Genomic DNA, 18,116 nt, shown 5'->3' on the forward strand with positions numbered 1-18,116 from the left:
CGACAGTGACCCGATGTGGCGGCGTGATCACGATGGGTCACTCGTGGTGAGGTGTTTTCGCCCCTCCCGGCAGCAGTGGACGTCCGCTGCATCCGCGGGGGCGTCCCGGACGGAATGACCGAAGACGAAGCCGAACGACGCGAGGAGAGGAAGTCGATGAGGCGCATCGCGGCGGACGAGCACCCCTCCCCCGGTGAGCAGGCGGCCAGGGGCGCCCCGTACGACGCTTCCGCACGCGTCCTTGTCCCCCGCCCGCCGGACCCCGCGGCCGTGGACGCGGACGTCGCGGACCACGTCGGGCGGGTGCTGGCCCATGAGCTCGGCGAGCGGGTGGCGGCAGCGGCGGCGATCGACGCGGTCTTCGCGCGGGACCTCGCCGAGCGGGTCGCCGGGTTCACCCTGGGCGGCGGCAAGCGCACCCGGTCGCAGTTCCTGTGGTGGGGGCTGCGGGCCGCGGGTGGCGGCGGGTCCGCCGAACAGGTGCACGCGGCGCTGCGGATCGCCGCCGCGGTGGAGCTCGTCCAGACCTGCGCGCTGGTGCACGACGACGTGATGGACGGCTCCGCGCTGCGGCGCGGACAGCCCGCGGTCCATCTCGACCTCGACGCGCAGTACCCCTGCGCGCGCCGGTCCGGCCCCGCCGAGCCCTTCGGCCGGGCGGCAGCCGTCCTGGTCGGCGACCTCGCGCTGGCCTGGGCCGACGACACCGTCGCGGCCACGGCGCTGCCCGGCGACACCTCCCGCAGGGTGCGCGTGCTGTGGCAGGCCATGCGCACCGAGATGGTGGCCGGGCAGTACCTGGATCTGCACGGGCAGACCACCGGTGCGCGGTCGGCCGCGCGGGCGCTGCGCACGGCCCGGCTGAAGAGCGCGCTGTACTCCGTCGAGCGCCCGCTGGCGCTCGGGGCCGCTCTGGCCCGCGCGGACGAGGAGACCACCCGGGCGCTGTGCGCGGCGGGCCGACAGGCGGGCATCGCCTTCCAGTTGCGCGACGACCTGCACGGGGTGTTCGGCGACTCCGCGTACACGGGCAAGCCGACGGGCGAGGACATCCGCGACGGGAAGCCGAACTACCTGATCGCGGTGGCCCGCGACCACGCCGAGGCCGCGGACGACCGGCAGGCCCTCGCCCTGCTGGACACGGCCGTCGGCGACCCGCGGTTGTCCGACGGCGATCTGGACCGGGTACGGGACCTGCTCGTCTCGACCGGCGCGCGGGCCGCCGTCGAGCACCGGATCGAGAAACTGGCCGCCGACAGCGCCCGGTTCCTGGCGGGCGCGACGCGCGTCGGACCGGTTGCCAGGGCCCGGCTCCTCGACCTCTTCCAACGCGCCGCGGGCGTATGCCCGGACGGGCGGTCCGTACACCACGCCCCGCACCCGCAGGACCGACCGGCAGCCGCCGGACCGGGCCCGCGGGAAGCCGCTGCCGCAGGAGACCACCGATGAGAACAGTGACGGGACGCACCGACCATGTCGTGGTGGTCGGGGCCGGGCTGTCCGGGCTGTCCGCCGCGCTGCACCTGCTGGGCGCGGGACGCCGGGTGACGGTTGTGGAGCGCGCCGCGCTGCCCGGCGGCCGGGCGGGCAGGATCGAGCGGGGCGGCTACCGGATCGACACGGGTCCGACCGTGCTCACCATGCCCGACCTGGTCGCGGAGGCGTTCGCGGCCGTCGGCGAGACGATGACCGACCGGCTGGACCTGATCGCGCTGCACCCGGCCTACCGGGCCTTGTTCGCCGACGGCAGCCGCCTCGACGTGCACACCGGCGCCGAGGCCATGGAGGCGGAGATCGAACGCTTCGCCGGTCCGGCGGACGCGGCGGGCTACCGGCGGCTGCGCCGCTGGCTCACCGACCTCTACGCGGTCCAGATGCGGCGGTTCATCGACGCCAACTTCGACTCGCCGCTCCAGCTCGTCCACCCGGACCTGGCCCGGCTCGCGGCGCTGGGCGGCTTCGGCCGACTCGACGCCCGCATCGGCGACTTCGTCTCCGACGAGCGGCTGCGCCGGGTCTTCACCTTCCAGGCGCTGTACGCGGGCGTACCGCCGGCCCGCGCGCTCGCCGCCTACGCGGTGATCGCCTACATGGACACCGTCGCGGGCGTCTACTTCCCGCGCGGCGGCATGCACGCGCTGCCGCGGGCGATGGCGGACGCGGCGGCCGACGCGGGGGCCGACTTCCGGTACGGGCAGGACGTCACCCGGCTGGAACGGTCCGGCGACCGGATCACCGCGGTCGTCACGGACCAGGACAGGATCGCCTGCGACGCGGTGGTGCTCACCCCCGATCTGCCGGTCGCCTACCGGCTGCTCGGCCGGACCCCGCGCCGGGCGGTCCCGCTGCGGCACTCGCCCTCCGCGGTGATCCTGCACGCGGGCACCGACCGCACCTGGCCGGAGCTGGCGCACCACACGATCTCCTTCGGCGCCGCGTGGAAGGACACCTTCCACGAACTGACCCGCGCCGGGACCCTGATGTCCGACCCGTCACTGCTGATCACCCGGCCGACGGCGACCGACCCGCAACTGGCCCCGCCCGGCAAGCATCTGCACTACGTCCTGGCGCCGTGCCCCAACACCGCCATCGGTCCGGACGCGCGCGCGTGGGGAGAGCTCTCGCCGCGCTACCGCGACAGCCTCCTCGCCGAGCTGGAGCGGCGCGGCCTGACCGGGATCGGCGCCGCCATCGAGGAGGAGTCCCTGGTGACGCCCGCGGGCTGGACGGCGGACGGGCACGCGGCCGGTACGCCGTTCTCCGCGGCCCACACCTTCGCGCAGACCGGCCCATTCCGTCCCCGGAACCTGGTGCGAGGCACCGAGAACGCGGTGCTGGCCGGCTGCGGCACCACGCCGGGCGTCGGCGTGCCGACCGTGCTCATCTCCGGCAAGCTCGCCGCGGCCCGCGTCACCGGGCCGCGCCCGCGGCGGCCGTCCCCGCCCGCCCGGACCCGGCTCGCGACGGAAGGCACCCCGGCGTGACCGCGCGCGAGCTGGACGCGGCCGGGATCGACGCGCCCGCGCTGCGCGCCGCGTACGCGCGCTGCCGACAGCTCAACGCCCGGCACGGCAAGACGTACTTCCTCGCCACCCGGCTGCTCCCGGTCGAGCGGCGACCGGCCGTGCACGCGCTGTACGGCTTCGCCCGCTGGGCCGACGACATCGTCGACAGCCTCGACCGGACGCGGACCCTCCAGGAGCGGGCCGCCGCGCTCGACGCGCTCCAGGAGGAGCTGGCGGCCGGACTGCGGCACGGGAACAGCAAGGAGCCGGTGGTGCGGGCTCTCGCGCACACGGCCGCCGTGTACGACATCGACCACCGGCACTTCACCGACTTCATGGCGGCGATGCGCAGCGACCTCGAAGTGCGCGACTATCCGACGTACGCCGACCTGCGCGGCTACATGCACGGGTCGGCTGCGGTGATCGGCCTCCAGATGCTGCCGGTGCTGGGCACGGTCGTCCCCCGCGCGGAGGCCGCCCCGCACGCCGCGGCACTCGGTGTCGCCTTCCAGCTCAGCAACTTCCTGCGGGACGTCGGCGAGGACCTGGACCGCGGCCGGGTCTATCTGCCCGCGGACCTGCTCGCCGCGCACGGCGTGGACCGCGGCCTGCTGCTGTGGAGCCGGACGACCGGCGCCCGCGACGCACGGATCACCGAGGCGCTGCGGGCCGCCGCGGAACTGACCCGGGGCGTCTACCGGGAAGCGGCGCCCGGCCTGCCGATGCTCGACCCGGTGGCCAGGCCGTGCATCCGGACCGCTCTCGTGCTCTACGGCGGGATCCTGGACGCGATCGAGGACGACGGGTACGCGGTCCTGCACCGCCGTGCGGTGGTACCGCGCGAGCGGCGCGCGGCGGTGGCGCTCGACGGGCTGGTCCGGCTGGGCGCGGCGCGGCTGCGCGCCCGGGGCGGCGCGACGGCACCGGAGCCGGAGGACCGAGGGCAGGCTTCACGGACGCAGGGGCGGCCACGTCAACCACCGCGTGAACGGCCGTCGTCGGTGGGCCCGTCGTGGTCCCGCTGGGAGAAGGAGAACATGTCGTGACCGACCACCGGCCCGGCCGCTTTCCGCTGCGGCTGCGCCGCGACCCGGCCGGCTGGGCGCAGCAGCGGCCGACCTGGCGCGACGCGGCGCCGCGGCTGATCGGCGACGCCCTGAAGCGGGCCCTGGCGCGGCCGTCCGGCAACTGGTTCGTCGTCGGCGGCTCCCGCGCCGTCAAGGACGGCCGCCCGTACGGCAGGACCGTCGGCGGCACCGAGGTGGTGCTGTGGCGGGACGCGGCGGGCACGCTGCGCGGCGGCCCCGGCGCCTGCCCGCACCTGGGCGCGCCGCTCAAGGACAGCTCGGTGCGCTGCGGGACGCTGATCTGCCACTGGCACGGCCTGTCCCTGAAGGGCGCGCCGTTCGCGGGCTGGGAACCGTACCCCGTGCACGACGACGGGCTGCTGGTCTGGGTGCGGCTGGACGGGGTGGGCGGCGAGGAGCCGACGGCCGCCCCGCTGGTGCCGGTCCGGCCGGAGCCCGCGGGCGCCTTGGCGGCGGTCTATACGGGTTTCGGGGTGTGCGAACCGGAGGACGTGGTCGCCAACCGGCTCGACCCGTGGCACGGCGGATGGCTGCACCCGTACTCGTTCGTGGACCTCACGGTGGTCGGCACACCCACTGGCGATGCCGACGCGGCGCACGACGCCTTCGCGGTGGACGTGTCCTTCAAGGTCGCCGGACGGGCGGTGGTGCCGGTGCGCGCGGTGTTCACGGCGCCGGAGCCCAGGACCGTGGTCATGCACATCACCGAGGGCGAGGGGCGGGGTTCCGTGGTCGAGACGCACGCCACGCCGCTCGGCCCCGACCGGTCGGGGCGTCCGCGGACCGCGGTGGTGGAGGCGGTGGTCGCCGCGTCGGACCGCCGCGGGTTCGCGGTCGCGCGGGCCGCCGCCCCGGTGCTGCGCCCGCTGATGCGCGGGGCCGCCGGGCGGCTGTGGCGCGACGACCTGGCGTACGCGGAGCGGCGGTGGGCGCTGCGCGCCGCCGGCCGCTTCCCGGGCTGACGGCGCGCGGCCCGTCACGTGTCCCCGAGGGCCGCCAGCGCCCGCAGTACGGCCGAGCGGCCCCGCTCCGGGACCGTCCAGAGCGTCTGGCCGCGCACGCCCCACCGCTCCAACAGGGCGTTGGCGGCCAGGAAGCCGGTGGTCGCCGCGCGTTCCATGAGGGCGACCGGGAGGTCGGTGCGGACCGCGTCGCCCGCCACCGTGACGGTCGGGTGCGGGGTGCGGACGGTGGGCCGGTCGTGGAAGCCGCCCACCGGGAACAACGGGCAGTCCGCGCGCCATTCGTGCCGCTGGTCGACGATCGAGGCGTGCGCCGTCTCCGGATACACCCGGTGCATCTGCCGCACCAGCCGCTCCTGGGCGGCGGGCAGGTCGTCGGAAGCGTAGGCGTACGCGTGCAGTTCGACCACCGAGCCGCCGGTCCTGGCCGCCCAGCGCGCCGCCTCGCCCTCCCAGCGCTCCAGCACGCTGATGTTGTCGAGCGGGCCGAAGCCGCTGGTGCCGAGGAAACCCGGCCGGTCGGCGGCGACCGGGCGGTCCAGCCAGAGCCGGGAGACGAGGAACGGCGGCGCGGTGCGCAGCCGTTCGGTCCGCTCCCGCCACGGCGCGTCGCACAGGCCGGGCGAGGCGGCGGCCAGGCGGCGCAGGCCGCCGCTGTCCAGGGCGAGGACGAGGGCGTCGAAGCGCCGCGTCCTGCCGTCGGCGGTGACCGTCGGGCCGTCGGGCCCCGACGACCCGGCCGCGCTCACTTCGGTGCCGGTGCGCACGTCCGCGCCGTGGCCTTCCAGGTAGCGGCCGAGCGGCTCCCACAGCGCCTGGGGGTACGGCTCGTCGGGGACGTCGAAGAGCAGGCCCTCGCTGGAACCGAGGAAGTAGATGTGGAACATCAGGACCAGCTCCGCGGCCGAGAGTTGACGCGGGTCGGCGAAGAAGCTGCGGGAGAACACCTCGAAGGCGAGGTGCTGCGCGGCGTCGGGGAAGCGGATACGGGCCAGGAAGTCGGCGGCGCTGACCGTGTCGAGGCGTGCGTAGACCTGCGGCACGCGCACGTCCAGCAGGGGCAGGGCGGCGGCCGGGTTCATCCGGAGCAGGTCCCGCCAGCCGAAGGCGGGGCTGAGGGCGACGAAGCCGAGGGCGCTCCACGGCGGGGTGCGCGGGACGCGCGCGAAGCTGTCGTACAGGCCGCTGCTGTGCCGCAGCGGGTAGTCGGGCAGCGCGGTGAGCATGCCGAGGGAAGGGTCGGCGCGGCGGAGCAGGCCGCGCAGGTTGTAGTACTGGCGGAAGAAGGCGTGGAAGCCGCGGCTCATGGTGGCCGGTGAGCCGTCGGCCAAGTCGGTGGACCAGCCGGCCAGTCGTCCGCCGAGGCCGCGCTCGCGCTCGTACAAGGTGACCCGGGCGCCGCGCTCCGCCAGGCCGGTGGCGGCGGCGAGCCCGGCGATGCCGCCTCCGATGACGGCGACCTCGGGGGCGTCGGCGCCGAAGCGGGGGCGGCCGGGCAGCGCGGGAATCGTCCGGGCGCGCCGGTCGCGGCCACGGCGGGGCGCGGCGGGGCGCCCGGTCACCGCGGGTCCCCGTGCTGGTTGCGGAGCTGACGCTGACGCTGCGGCTGCGGCTGCGGCTGCGGCTGCGGCTGCGGCTGCGGCTGCGGCTGCGGCTGCGGCTGCGGCTGGGCCAGACTTCGGGGCGGGTGGGGTGGCCCCTGTTCCGGCTCGGCGTGCGGCGGGTCCTGGGGTACGCGGCCGAGCACGGTGTGGGTGATGCCGGTCTGCCAGCCGGGCAGCGGCAGGACGCGGACGGAGCCGAATCCGGCGCGGCGCACCCGGTCGCCGAGGGCGGCGGCCGTGTCGAACGCGACGACGCTGGTGTAGAGGTGGCGGTAGAGACCGGCGTCGCCGGTGAGCCGTCCTGCGGGCAGCACGACGCCCTTGCACACCCCCGCCCAGACCGCCCGGTGCGCGGCGCTCCCGCCGAGCGCGTACTCGTGCACGGCCAGTCGGCCGCCGGGGCGGAGCCGGTCGCGGACGGCGGTGAGGACGCGGTCAGGGTCGGCGACGTTGCGCACGAGATACGCGGCGAACGCGGCGTCGAACCGCCCGGTGACGAAGCCACCTTCGGCCAGCTTCTCCACGGGCGCGTGGAGGAAGGAGACGGTGGCGGGCCAGCGTTTGGCGGCCGCCCGCTCCAGCATCCCGGCGGAGGCGTCCACCGCCGTGATCTCGGCGAGCGGAGCGGCGGCGAGCAGCGCGGCGGTCGAGGAGCCGGTGCCGCAGCCGAGGTCGAGCAGGCGCAGCCCGGCCCCGCCGTGCGGCAGCCGCAGCCGCCGGGCGGAGCGGCGCAGGTGCGCGTGGTAGCCGGGGTTCATCGCGGTCAGCCGGTCGTAGCGGGCGGAGCCGTGGTCGAACGCCGACGACAGCTCGTCGTCTCGCAGCAGGGGCATGGGGCGGACTTCCTGTTGGGGGGCGGCATCGGGGCGGGCGGCGTCGGGGCGGGGCGGCATCAAGGGGCCGCACCGGGGCGGCGGCTCACGGGCGCGACGGGAGGCGGGTCGGGTCTGCGGGCGACAGATTCGCCGGGCTCGCGCCTGCGCAGGAAGGGCAGTTCGGCCACGGTCCGCAGCATCGGGGCGACCGGGGTGCTCAGGCCGATCAGGAAGTCCTCCCCCGGTCCTGAGCCGCCGTCGAGGAAGCGCAGCAGACGCTCGGTCGGCACCCGGCGGAACAGCCCGGTGAAGAAGTCCGCGCCGTCCACCCGCCCGGTGTCCAGCGCCCGCAGCATGACGGCGTCCATCGCCCGGGAGCGGCGCGAGTGCGGGGAGGGCGGTACGGGGGCGCGGCGCGGCCGGCCGCCGACCGTGGGATCGCCGGTCAGGAGGGCGTCGGCGACGGCCCGGGTCTGCCGCTGGACGGCGGCGAAGGTGTAACCGGTCGACGCGCGGGTCGCGCCGCCCGCCGTGCCGATCCGGAACACCGAACGCCCGGCGCGCGGGGTGAACCGCCCGTCGGTCATCGGGATCACGCCCTGCTCCACGCCGGTCACCTCGAACCGGCCGAGCCTCAGCACGTCGTCGGTGTAGTGCCGCAGCGCCGCGTCGTACCGCGCCGTGTCCAGGACCCCGGCGGAGAATTCCGTGTACTCCACGAGCGCCTGCCGTGGCCCGAGCGGCAGCACGTAGCCGAAGGACAGCCCGTGCGCGGGACGCGGTGTGCGGAAGTCCATCAGGTCGGCGACCGAGGGGGCGAAGGCGTCGTCCGCGGTCCGGACGAACCAGCCCCTGAAGTGCTGGAGCAGCGTCGTGCGGGCCGCGGGGAGCCGTGGGAGCGGGCGGGAGTCGAAGACCCAGCGGGCGTTCAGCTCCAGGGGCCGACCTGCCGTGTCGTGCCCGGAGACCCGCGCGCCGGTGGCCGTGTCCTGGACGGCCTCGACCGTCGCCTCGATCCGGCGGCAGCCGTCCGGTCCCGACAGGCGCTCGTCCACCAGCCGTTCGAAGGCGCCCGACCGCAGCATCTTGTAGCGGAACGGCGCGGGATCCGCCACGGTGGCCGAGCCGTCGGGTCCCCGGACCCGCAACCGGTCCCAGGAGGCGGCCAGGACCGCGTCGTACGGGCCGCCGGGCGGCTCCCAGAAGCACCAGGTGCGCTCGGGCGGTCGCAGCGGACCGGACGGCGCGTCGACCAGCACCACGGCGGGCCGGTGCCGGGCGGCCGAGGGCGCGCACAGCCGGTGGGCCAGCGAGAGCCCGGCCGCGCCCGCACCCACGATCACGACGTCCGCGTCCCGCACTCGTGCTCCTCCCGGCGCGACGAACACCTGGCCGTCCGGGCCCGGCTGCCGCGTTGCAGATCTTTCCGCAGCGAAGGCCCGGTTGGATGCACGCGGGGCGCGCGGCGAGCGGCGATCACGCGAATGGGGATGCCGTACGAGGAGCGATCCACCGGGACCGGCCGCCCTGGGAATCGCGCAAGACAGCTGTGGGGGGCGGGTGTTGGGCGCGGCTGCTGGCGGCGGGCCTCACACGAGCCGCGCGATGGAGTCCGCGAGCGACGCCGCCCGGTCGGCCGCTTCACCGGCCGGGACGGCGACAGGTTCGTGGCCGAAGCGCCGACAGCTCTCTTCGTGGATCTCCCCGAAGACCGGCGACTCCCGGCAGGCGATCCGCCGCGCACGTCCTGGGGGTCGCGCGCACCATGCCCGCCGCCACCCGTCGTTGACGGCCGCGCCCGCTGTGCGCGCTCTCGGGGGCCGCTGGGGCCCGTCTCAGGCGTGGGCCCGCGCCGGAGACGGGCCCCGGCGGCCCGCGCGGTGGGCAGCCGCCGCGACGATCCGGCTTCCCCCCACCGCGCAGGGCAGCTGCGGGCCCGCGCCGGTCGCGGCCGTCTCAGACGGACGGGCTCTGGGCCGCCACCAGGTCGAGCGCGATGTCGACGATCATGTCCTCCTGGCCGCCGACCAGGCGTCGGCTGCCGCACTCCATGAGGATGGTCCGGACGTCCACGTCGTAGCGGGCGGCGGCGGCCTCGGCGTGCCGGAGGAACGAGGAGTACACACCGGCGTATCCGAGGGTCAGGGTCTCCCGGTCCACGCGCACCGGGCGGTCCTGCAAGGGCCTGACGATGTCGTCGGCGGCGTCCTGGAGCCGGAACAGGTCGCAGCGGTGCTGGTATCCGGAAATGTTGGCGACGGCGATGAAGGCTTCGAGCGGGCAGTTGCCCGCTCCCGCGCCGTGGCCCGCAAGCGAGGCGTCCACGCGCCGGACGCCGTTCTCCACCGCGACCACGGAATTGGCGACCGACAGCGACAGATTCTCGTGTGCGTGGATGCCGATCTCGGTGGCGTCGTCGAGCACGTCCCGGTAGGCCCGTACGCGGGCGGCGACATCGGCCATCGTGAGCCGCCCGCCGGAGTCGGTGACGTAGACGCACTGCGCACCGTAGGACTCCATCAACTTGGCCTGCCGCGCGAGCTGTTCGGGCGGGGCCAGGTGCGAGAGCATCAGGAAGCCCGAGACGTCCATGCCGAGTTCGCGCGCCGCGGCGATGTGCTGCGCGGAGATGTCCGCCTCGGTGCAGTGCGTCGCGATGCGCACGGACCGCACGCCGAGTTCGTACGCCCGCTTCAGCTCGTGGATCGTTCCGACGCCCGGGAGCAGCAAGGTGGTCAGGCGGGCGTGCCGCAGGACGTCCGCGGCTGCCTCGATCCACTCCCAGTCGGTGTGGGATCCGGGACCGTAGTTCACCGATCCCCCGGCGAGTCCGTCGCCGTGCGCCACCTCGATCGCGTCGACTCCGGCGGCGTCGAGGGCGGTGACGACGCGTCGCACGTCCTCGGGGGTGATGCGGTGGCGTACGGCGTGCATGCCGTCCCGCAGTGTCACGTCCTGTACGAATATCTCAGCCGACATCTCAGACTCCTGCCTTCGCCGCGGCGATCCGCTCGGCGACCCGCAGGGCCGCCGAGGTCATGATGTCGAGATTCCCGGCGTAGGCCGGGAGATAGTGCGCCGCTCCCTCGACCTCCAGGAAGACCGACACCTGGTGGGTGGGGCTGTCGGCCCCGGCGTCCAGCAGGCTGTGCACGGGCTGCCCGGCCGGAATGCGGTCGATCTGCACCCGCTGCTTCAAGCGGTAGCCGGGCACGTAGGCGGCGACGTCGGCGACCATCCGCTCCACCGACGCGCTGATCCGTTCCCGGTCCTCGGCGTCGGGCGCCCGGACGAGGGCGAAGACGGTGTCGCGCATCATGAGCGGCGGTTCCGCGGGATTCAGGATGATGATCGCCTTGCCGCGCCGCGCCCCGCCGACCCGCTCGATGGCGGCGGCCGTGGTCTCGGTGAACTCGTCGATGTTCGCCCGGGTGCCGGGCCCCGCGGACTTCGAGGAGATCGAGGCGACGATCTCCGCGTACGGCACCGGCACCACCCTGCTGATGGCGGCCACGACCGGGATGGTGGCCTGGCCGCCGCAGGTCACCATGTTCACGTTGGGCGCCGCGAGATGCTCGTCGAGGTTGACCGCCGGGACGACGTACGGCCCGATCGCCGCGGGCGTGAGGTCGATGAGCCGCTTGCCCAGCGGTGCCAGCTTGGCGGAGTTCGCTTCGTGGGCCTTGGCCGACGTGGCGTCGAAGACGATGGCGATGTCCTCGACGCCGGGTAGCCGCAGCAGACCGTCGACGCCTTCGTGGGTGGTCGCGACCCCGAGGCGGGCCGCGCGCGCCAGCCCGTCGGAGGCGGGGTCGATGCCGACCATGGCCGCCATCTCCAGGTGCCGAGCGTTGCGCAGCACCTTGATCATGAGGTCGGTGCCGATGTTGCCCGATCCGATGACGGCGACTTTCGTCCTGGCCGCACCCGCCATACGCGTCGCGCCCGTTGCCGTCGTCGCGTCCGTCGTACGTGTCGTGCCCGCTGTCTTCGTCGCGTCCGCCGTACGCGGCGTGCCCGCTGTCTCCGTCATGCCCGCTCTCCCTTGCCGAACCGCACTTGCACCGCGCCGAGCCCGGACAGCCGGGCGACGACGACATCGCCTTCGACGACGGGACGCATCGGACCGAGCGCGCCGGACAGCACGAGCTGCCCCGCGCGCAGCGGATCGCCGAGTTCCCGCGCGGTCCGGGCGAGCCAGACGACCGCCGCGACGGGGTCGCCCAGGCACGCGGCGCCGGTGCCGGTGGAGACCTCGTCGCCGCCGATCGACATCGACATCCGCTGCTCCACCGGGCTGAACGCGTCGAGCGAGAGCCGCCGCGGGCCGATGACGTACGCCCCGGCCGAGGCGTTGTCGGCGACGGTGTCCGCGAAGCTGATGTCCCAGTCGGCGATCCGGCTCCCGCACACTTCGAGGGCCGCCGAACCCCAGGCGATCGCGCCCCGGACCTGAGCGTGGTCGAGCGGGCCTTCGGCCAGATCGTCGCCGAGCATGAACGCGATCTCGGCCTCGACCCGCGGCTGCGTCACGCGGTCGATCGGGACGGTGTCACCGCCGAGGAACGCCATGTCGTCGAAGAGGACGCCGAAGTCCGGCTGGTCGACGCCGAGTTGCTCCTGGACCGCCGGTGAGGTGAGGCCGATCTTGCGCCCCACGACGCGGGCGCCGGCCCGCAGGCGGTGCGCGGCGACGGCGGCCTGTACGGCGTAGGCGCTCGGCAGGTCGTCCGCGCCGATCAGGTCGCGGACCGGTGCGCAGGGCACGCCGCGCGCCGCGGCGTCGATGAGCCGGGCCGCCGCGGCGGCGACGGCGGCCTCGTCGGCCGCGGCCGGCCGGCGGGGTGCGCCGGCCCCGTGCGGGCGTGTGGATGATCGGGAAGAAACCATGGTGGTGTGCCACCCAACAGAACAGGGGCCACCGGAGATCCGGTGGCGACGGCCGAATGATTGGCAGAGGTTGTCGTCGGTGCCTTTTCGCCGAGCATCCGACGCGGTGGTGACCGGCCGGACCGGGCGGCAGCGTCGCCCGGCCCGGCCCCTCCTCAGGAAGTCAGGAGGTCACAAGGTCAGTTGGTCAGTTGGTCAGTTGGTCGGCCGGTGCGCCGACGGACGGCTGCGCGGACGCGGGCACCCGTCCGCGGCGGGCGGAGTAGCAGATGAAGGCGACCAGGACGTCGCAGCAGCCCGCGACGAGCAGACAGATCCGGAACCGGTCCTCGGCCGGCACCCCGGGGACGGCGGCGACACTCTTCGACTGGAGGATGCTCGAATAGACCGCCGGGCCGAGCGCACCGGAGATCGTCATGATGATGCCGATCATTCCGATCCCCATTCCGGTGAGTTCCGCGCGGACGCTGCTCTGGATGGAGCTGAACAGTCCGACGCCCACCAGGCCGCTGCCGACGCCGTAGACGCACGCGGCGACCAGGAACGACGCCACGGAGGCGCCCCCGGACATGGCCAGGATCAAGGTCAGCGCGGCTGCGCAGTGACAGGTCGCGCCGACCCCCGCCACCAGCAGCGGCCTGGTACGAGCGCCGAGGACGCCCGCGCCGATACCGGCGAGCGCGCCGAGCAGCGAGTAGGGCAGCAGCAACAGCCCGGTGTCCAGGGCGTCGTACCCGAGGCCGTATCCCGCGGCGGAGGGCGTCTGGACGTAGAACGGGATGAGGAAGGTGACCGACTGGATCGCCATGCCGATCGTGAAGCCCGCCACGACCGTCCGCGCGACGGTCCCGGACCTCAGGAGCGCCAGATGGAACACCGGGGTCTTCGACCGCTTCTCCAGCGTCACCCACACGGCCCCGCCCGCGAGACCGGCAGCGGCGAAGCCGATCGCCTTCGCCGACGAGATGCCGTCGGATCCGGCCGTCTTGATGCCGTAGAGCAGCAGGACGATCCAGGCGACCAGGCCGATCACGTTCCCGATGCCGAACGCGGCCGTGGCGTCGCGGGAACTCGACGGGATGACGGCCCAGACGCAGATCCCCACCACGACGTACACGACGGTCGCGCCCAGGAAGAAGTCCTGCATCGAGACCCGGCTCAGCGCCAGCCCCCCGGCGACGAGCCCGACTCCGGCCCCGACGGCCTGTGCGACCTGGCTGACGATCACCGCGGTGTGCACCGAGGAGCCCGCCAGGTGGCGGCGCAGGACGCCGACGCCGAGCTGACCGGCCGCGGAGCCGAGTCCCATGACCGCCGCGCCGATCAGCATCGCGGGGAAGGTGTGCGAGATGCCCGGCACGAGCATGCCGGTCGCGAGGAGCGCGGCGCCCAGTGTCGCGGCTCCGCGGTCGCCGAGCACGTCCGCCAGCCGCGGCAGCAGGATCGTGCTGACGCCGCCGCCTATCAGCAGCAAGGTGAGCACCCACGCGACGTCGCCGACCGTCAGGTGGAACTCGCGCTGCACCACGGGAAGCAGCGGGGTCAGCATGAAGGTCACCGCGGACGAGGTGAAGCCGAGCAGCGCGGCCACGGCGATCAGGGGATTCCTCCCGCGGGTACGGACGGGTCTCTCGACGCGCGGTCTTTCCTGGTGGTGTGTTTCGCTGTGCGTCATCGCACTGCCTCTCCTCATGTCATGAACGCCCCTGGGGCCATCCCCGCCGCGGTGTCGGCACCTGCGAGCGGAGGGCGGGCCGCTCGGCGAGCGACCGGTGACCGGAGTATGTGATTCGGCCAGGTGAGCGGCCAGCAATACGTTCTGCCTGGGGGAACGCGGCCGAAACACGTCACCGCCGGGAGCGGTGGGACGGCGCGCGGGACAGCGTTACGGCGCGGGGTCGGGGCGGCGCGGGGTGCCCACGGCGCTCACGTCGAGGACCGCGCCGGTCACGGTCGCGGACTCCTCGCGCGAGGCGAGCAGGACGTACGGGGCGACGTAGTCCTCGGCGCTGGGGGCCAGGTCGAGGGCGGAGTACCGACGGAGCCGGTCGCCGGTCGGCAGCATGTCGCTGATGGAGGTGTCGCCCAGCGCCATGGCGCGCGGCCCGCGCAGATCGGTCGCCATCCCGCCCGGCGCGACGGCGTTCACCCGCACGCGCGGCGCGAGTTCGTAGGCCAACTGCGCGACCAGTCCGACTCCGGCGTGTTTGGACGCGGTGTAGAGCACGCCGCCGCCGCGTGGGTACAGGGCAGCGTTGGACAGGGTGAAGATCATCGATCCCCGCCGCTCGGCGAGCGCCTGGGCCGCCGCCCGGGCGCCGAGCAGGTAGCCCTTGACGTTCACGCCGAACAATTCCTCGTAGCCGCTCTCCAGTTCGGCCATCGACATGTCGAGCGCCGCCCGGCCGAAGTCCCACAGGCCCGCGTTGCCGACGAACGTGTCGAGTCCTCCGAAGGCCGACACGGCCGCTTCGACGGCGGCGGTGTTGTCTTCTCCCGAGGTGACGTCACCGCGTACGCCGCGTACGCGGTCGCCGTGCGCCTCCCGCAGGTTGTCCAGTTTCTCCGGCGACCGTTCGAGCACCGTGGCCGTCGCGCCCTCGGCGACGAAGCGGTCGACGACGGCCCGGCCGAGTCCCGAGCCGCCGCCGGTCACCAGCACCGACAGCCCGGCGAGACGCCCCTGTCCGGCGGCCATCAGTGGTGTTCCAGGAAGTGCTTGACCGTGGCGTTGAACTCGGTGGCGTGTTCGAGCTGCGCCCAGTGACCGCAGCGGCCGAACATCAGCAGCCGGGAGTCCGGGATGACCGCGTGCGCGCGCAGGCTGGTCTCGTAGTGCACCGTACGGTCGTCCCGGCCGTGGATGATCAGCGTCGGCACGTCGGACCGCGCCATCTTCTCCCCCGCCTGCGCGAAGCCGGTCGCGCCGACGCCCGCGCGCATCACCTCCAGCCAGTTGCGCAGGTGCTCCGGCCTGCTCACGGCGGTGCGCGAGCGTTCCTCGGCCAACTCGCGGGTGGCGTGGGCCGGATCGAAGCACATCACCTCGACCAGCTTCTGGAAGTTCTCCGGTGAGGGGTCCTCGTAGGTGTCGAAGATGATCCGGATGCCTTCGGACATGCCGTTCGGCGCCATCACGTTGACGCCCCAGATGCCCGAGCCCATGGTCACCAGGTGCGAGACCCGCTCGGGGTGCTCGGTGGCCATGACCATCCCGATCGCGCCGCCCATGGAGTTCCCGACGAAGGCGGCGCGGTCGATGCCCATGGCGTCCATCAACTGCGTGACGGCCGCGCCCTGGTCGCGTCCGGTCGCCACGCTCTGCGGGTTGGAGTCGCCCCAGCCCGGCATCGTCACGGCGACGCACCGGAAGTCGGCGGCGAGCGCGCGGATGTTGGCCTCGAAGTTCGACCAGCCGGTGGCGCCGGGCCCGGTGCCGTGGATCAGGAACACGGGATCGCCGTCACCGGCTTCGTTGATCTGGATCTGGTAGTCGGCGGTGTCGACCAGCCGGTAGGTGGAGTCGTGGGTGATCTCTGAGGTGACGGTCGTCATTGCGCGCTCTTTCTCACGAGGTGCTGTTTGAGTGTTCCGCGCAGGTCGAGGCCGGGGTCGGACAGCAGTCGGCTGTCGACCGGCACGTTTCCCGCGATGAGCCGCTTCACCACGCCGACCTCGCGGGCGGCGCCCATGCCCGCTGCCGCCGCGATCCGGCCGTGGCGCAACCAGAAGGCGAGGAACCGGTCGGGTACCGCGCCCTCCCGGAGGACGAAGTCGTCGCTGCGCCGGGGCCGTCCGATGATCTGCAACGTGGTGTCGTACTGGTCCGACCACGCGTAGGGCGGCGCGGTGTACCGCACCGGGCTGCCGGCGATCGTGCTGCCCACCGCCGTACCGTGCCGCTGCGCCGCCTCCCAGTGCTCGAGCCGGCCGCGGGCGGTCAGGTGCGGGTGCGGCTGGCTCGCGACATCGCCGGTCGCGTAGATCCACGCCCGGCTGGTCTGGCCGAACTCGTTGACGGGGATGCCCCAGTCGTCGACGTCGATACGTGCCGTACGGGCCAGTTCCGTCCGCGGGCGTACGCCGATCCCGACGACGACCGTGGCGGCCGGTACGCGGCGGCCGTCCGACAGACGCACCGCCTCCACGCCCGCCGGGGAGCCGAGGAATTCCGTGACCGTGACGCCGGTCAGCAGCCGCACCCCGTGGTCGCGGTGCAGCCGCGTCATCAGGTCCGCCACGGCCGGTCCGAGCACGGAGGCCAGCGGATACGGCTGCGCTTCGACCACGGTCACCTCGATGCCGCGCCGACGGGCGACGGCGGCGAGTTCGAGGCCGATGAAGCCCGCGCCGATGATGACCAGCGGGCCGCCGCGGGCCAGCCGCGCGTGGAGCCGTACCGCGTCGGCGGCGTCCCGGAGCGACAGGACGTTGTCGGCGTCGGCGCCGGGCGTGGTGAGGCGGCGCGCCGCGACACCGGTCGCCAGCACCAGCCGCCCGCAGCCGAGGACGTCGCCGCCGCTCAGCCGTACGGTGAGCGCGGCCGGATCGATGCCGACGACGCGTTCGCCGAGCCGCAGCGCGATGTCGAGGTCCTGGTAGACCGACGGGGGCTGGATGGGCACGAGACCGGCCGACTCCCCGTCGAGCAGTCCTTTCGACAACGGCGGCCGTTCGTAGGGAAGGTTGGGGTCCGCGTCGACCAGCGTGACTCTGCCCCGGTAGCCGTGGCCGCGCAGGGCCACGGCCGCGCAGACTCCGGCGGCGCTGGCCCCGACGATGACGCAGCTCTGGCCGGGGACGGCCGACGTGCTCAACTCCGCTCCGGTATCTCGACCATGACGTCGTCGCCGTCCAGCTTCACCTGGTACGTGCACAGCGGGAGGGACGCGGGCGGCGACAGCACGGAACCGGTCCTGAGGTCGAACTTCGCGAAGTGCCAGGCGCATTCGACCTGGTCGCCGTCCACGTATCCGTCGGCCAGCGAGGACTGGCCGTGCGTACAGGTGTCGTTCAGGGCGAAGAATTCGCCGTCCGCCCTGAACACGGCGACGGGCGGCACCGTCGGCATCTGGAGTGCGTCACCGTCGTCGAGTTCGTCGACGGAACAGGCACGGATCCACGGCATTGCTGCACCTTTCGGTAGGCGCGGGACGGCGCGCGGGGGCGGGTCGGGGTCAGAAGAAGTTGCTGAGGTTGCCGGACTGGAGCACCGTCTGGTCGAGGTAGACGAACCGCTTGGCGATCGCGAGCCCGTTCTCCGTACGCCGCAGCGTGTCCTCGCGCCGGCCGACCCACTGGTCGGTGTCGCTCTTGAGCCGGGTGCGGTAGAGCAGGAAATTGCTCTGCACCACGAGTTCGTCGCCGCTGTCCTCGGTCACCCGGACGTTGGTGATGAGGTGCCGGGTACGGGACGGCGGGTCCTCGGCCCACGAGGTCCCGGTGGCGAACTTCTTGGCCCGCGTCCGGAGGAACTGCTTGTCCTCGTCGAAGTAGGCCATCTCGCCGGGCTTGGTGAACTCCAGGTGCAACTGCCGCCTGGTCATGGTCCGTCGCAGCGGCATGAAGTAGTGGGTGTCCTCGGTGAAGAGGCCGACCCACTCCTCGTACTGGTGGGCGTCGAGCAGCGCCGACTCGTAGGAGTAGAACTGCTCCACCTCGTGCTGCCGCAGCAGCGTGTCGAGGTCGACGGCGTGCGCGGCGGGCACGGCACGCGCTGCGGGTACGGCGTGAGTCGTCATCGCGGGCTCCT

General features: G+C 73.9%; 16 protein-coding genes. 4 read left to right on the forward strand and 12 right to left on the reverse strand.

The genetic code is table 11. From position 1 onward, the window contains the following. Positions 1–156 precede the first annotated feature (156 nt). From ACIQCJ_RS31660 to ACIQCJ_RS31675, 4 genes are read left to right on the forward strand one after another with little or no spacing between them, the layout of a single operon-like run. Entirely contained in the window at positions 157–1,449 is a 1,293-nt protein-coding gene (locus ACIQCJ_RS31660; RefSeq protein ID WP_401307811.1) for a polyprenyl synthetase family protein, read from the forward strand. Beyond that, complete coding sequence (locus ACIQCJ_RS31665) at positions 1,446–2,984, forward strand: phytoene desaturase (RefSeq protein ID WP_402713260.1); 1,539 nt, start codon at positions 1,446–1,448, stop codon at positions 2,982–2,984. The genes ACIQCJ_RS31660 and ACIQCJ_RS31665 overlap by 4 nt, the downstream gene beginning before the upstream one ends. Continuing rightward, positions 2,981–4,051 (forward strand): phytoene/squalene synthase family protein, encoded by a 1,071-nt coding sequence (locus tag ACIQCJ_RS31670; protein ID WP_402713261.1) that lies wholly within the window; start codon positions 2,981–2,983, stop codon positions 4,049–4,051. The genes ACIQCJ_RS31665 and ACIQCJ_RS31670 overlap by 4 nt, the downstream gene beginning before the upstream one ends. Continuing rightward, positions 4,048–5,055, forward strand: a complete 1,008-nt coding sequence (locus ACIQCJ_RS31675) for a DUF5914 domain-containing protein (RefSeq protein WP_402713262.1) — start codon at positions 4,048–4,050, stop codon at positions 5,053–5,055. The genes ACIQCJ_RS31670 and ACIQCJ_RS31675 overlap by 4 nt, the downstream gene beginning before the upstream one ends. 14 nt (positions 5,056–5,069) lie before the next feature. Here the strand turns inward: ACIQCJ_RS31675 and ACIQCJ_RS31680 are convergent, their stop codons facing one another. From ACIQCJ_RS31680 to ACIQCJ_RS31735, 12 genes are all read right to left on the reverse strand, one after another. Then, complete coding sequence (locus ACIQCJ_RS31680) at positions 5,070–6,617, reverse strand: FAD-dependent oxidoreductase (protein ID WP_402713263.1); 1,548 nt, start codon at positions 6,615–6,617, stop codon at positions 5,070–5,072. After that, positions 6,614–7,492: a class I SAM-dependent methyltransferase gene (locus tag ACIQCJ_RS31685; RefSeq protein ID WP_402713264.1), complete on the reverse strand. Its 879-nt coding sequence runs from the start codon at positions 7,490–7,492 to the stop codon at positions 6,614–6,616. Before ACIQCJ_RS31685 ends, ACIQCJ_RS31680 begins: the two co-directional genes overlap by 4 nt. A 59-nt stretch (positions 7,493–7,551) precedes the next feature. After that, on the reverse strand, positions 7,552–8,835 hold the full coding sequence (locus tag ACIQCJ_RS31690; RefSeq protein WP_402713265.1) for a lycopene cyclase family protein: 1,284 nt from the start codon (positions 8,833–8,835) through the stop codon (positions 7,552–7,554). A 595-nt stretch (positions 8,836–9,430) separates the two neighbouring features. After that, positions 9,431–10,453, reverse strand: coding sequence for a 4-hydroxy-2-oxovalerate aldolase (gene dmpG / locus ACIQCJ_RS31695; protein WP_402713266.1), 1,023 nt, complete (start codon positions 10,451–10,453; stop codon positions 9,431–9,433). A 1-nt stretch (position 10,454) separates the two neighbouring features. Continuing rightward, positions 10,455–11,408, reverse strand: a complete 954-nt coding sequence (locus ACIQCJ_RS31700) for an acetaldehyde dehydrogenase (acetylating) (protein WP_402713416.1) — start codon at positions 11,406–11,408, stop codon at positions 10,455–10,457. A 95-nt stretch (positions 11,409–11,503) separates the two neighbouring features. Further along, positions 11,504–12,364: a 2-keto-4-pentenoate hydratase gene (locus ACIQCJ_RS31705; RefSeq protein ID WP_402713267.1), complete on the reverse strand. Its 861-nt coding sequence runs from the start codon at positions 12,362–12,364 to the stop codon at positions 11,504–11,506. A gap of 187 nt (positions 12,365–12,551) precedes the next feature. Next, positions 12,552–14,039, reverse strand: a complete 1,488-nt coding sequence (locus tag ACIQCJ_RS31710; RefSeq protein WP_402713268.1) for an MFS transporter — start codon at positions 14,037–14,039, stop codon at positions 12,552–12,554. 210 nt (positions 14,040–14,249) lie between these two features. After that, positions 14,250–15,062, reverse strand: coding sequence for a 3-(cis-5,6-dihydroxycyclohexa-1,3-dien-1-yl)propanoate dehydrogenase (gene hcaB, locus ACIQCJ_RS31715; RefSeq protein WP_391048151.1), 813 nt, complete (start codon positions 15,060–15,062; stop codon positions 14,250–14,252). After that, on the reverse strand, positions 15,062–15,919 hold the full coding sequence (locus ACIQCJ_RS31720; RefSeq protein WP_355335344.1) for an alpha/beta hydrolase: 858 nt from the start codon (positions 15,917–15,919) through the stop codon (positions 15,062–15,064). The genes hcaB and ACIQCJ_RS31720 overlap by 1 nt, the downstream gene beginning before the upstream one ends. Beyond that, entirely contained in the window at positions 15,916–17,181 is a 1,266-nt protein-coding gene (locus ACIQCJ_RS31725; RefSeq protein WP_402713269.1) for an NAD(P)/FAD-dependent oxidoreductase, read from the reverse strand. The genes ACIQCJ_RS31720 and ACIQCJ_RS31725 overlap by 4 nt, the downstream gene beginning before the upstream one ends. After that, the gene (locus tag ACIQCJ_RS31730) at positions 17,178–17,492 is read right to left on the reverse strand and encodes a bifunctional 3-phenylpropionate/cinnamic acid dioxygenase ferredoxin subunit (protein ID WP_355335349.1); all 315 of its coding nucleotides are present in this window, start codon (positions 17,490–17,492) and stop codon (positions 17,178–17,180) included. The genes ACIQCJ_RS31725 and ACIQCJ_RS31730 overlap by 4 nt, the downstream gene beginning before the upstream one ends. Before the next feature lie 49 nt (positions 17,493–17,541). Continuing rightward, positions 17,542–18,105 (reverse strand): 3-phenylpropionate/cinnamic acid dioxygenase subunit beta, encoded by a 564-nt coding sequence (locus tag ACIQCJ_RS31735; protein WP_391048156.1) that lies wholly within the window; start codon positions 18,103–18,105, stop codon positions 17,542–17,544. Positions 18,106–18,116: the final 11 nt, after the last annotated feature.

It is taken from the genome of Streptomyces sp. NPDC093221, assembly GCF_044753885.1.
In the GTDB taxonomy this organism is placed as follows: domain Bacteria; phylum Actinomycetota; class Actinomycetes; order Streptomycetales; family Streptomycetaceae; genus Actinacidiphila.

Coding starts and splice junctions, on each gene's coding strand:
- ACIQCJ_RS31685 (WP_402713264.1), bottom strand. CDS start 7,492: ATGCCCCTGCTGCGAGACGACGAGCTGTCGTCGGCGTTCGACCACGGC.
- ACIQCJ_RS31720 (WP_355335344.1), bottom strand. CDS start 15,919: ATGACGACCGTCACCTCAGAGATCACCCACGACTCCACCTACCGGCTG.
- ACIQCJ_RS31730 (WP_355335349.1), bottom strand. CDS start 17,492: ATGCCGTGGATCCGTGCCTGTTCCGTCGACGAACTCGACGACGGTGAC.
- hcaB (WP_391048151.1), bottom strand. CDS start 15,062: ATGGCCGCCGGACAGGGGCGTCTCGCCGGGCTGTCGGTGCTGGTGACC.
- ACIQCJ_RS31710 (WP_402713268.1), bottom strand. CDS start 14,039: ATGACGCACAGCGAAACACACCACCAGGAAAGACCGCGCGTCGAGAGA.
- ACIQCJ_RS31665 (WP_402713260.1), top strand. CDS start 1,446: ATGAGAACAGTGACGGGACGCACCGACCATGTCGTGGTGGTCGGGGCC.
- ACIQCJ_RS31660 (WP_401307811.1), top strand. CDS start 157: ATGAGGCGCATCGCGGCGGACGAGCACCCCTCCCCCGGTGAGCAGGCG.
- ACIQCJ_RS31735 (WP_391048156.1), bottom strand. CDS start 18,105: ATGACGACTCACGCCGTACCCGCAGCGCGTGCCGTGCCCGCCGCGCAC.
- ACIQCJ_RS31705 (WP_402713267.1), bottom strand. CDS start 12,364: ATGGTTTCTTCCCGATCATCCACACGCCCGCACGGGGCCGGCGCACCC.
- ACIQCJ_RS31700 (WP_402713416.1), bottom strand. CDS start 11,408: ATGGCGGGTGCGGCCAGGACGAAAGTCGCCGTCATCGGATCGGGCAAC.
- dmpG (WP_402713266.1), bottom strand. CDS start 10,453: ATGTCGGCTGAGATATTCGTACAGGACGTGACACTGCGGGACGGCATG.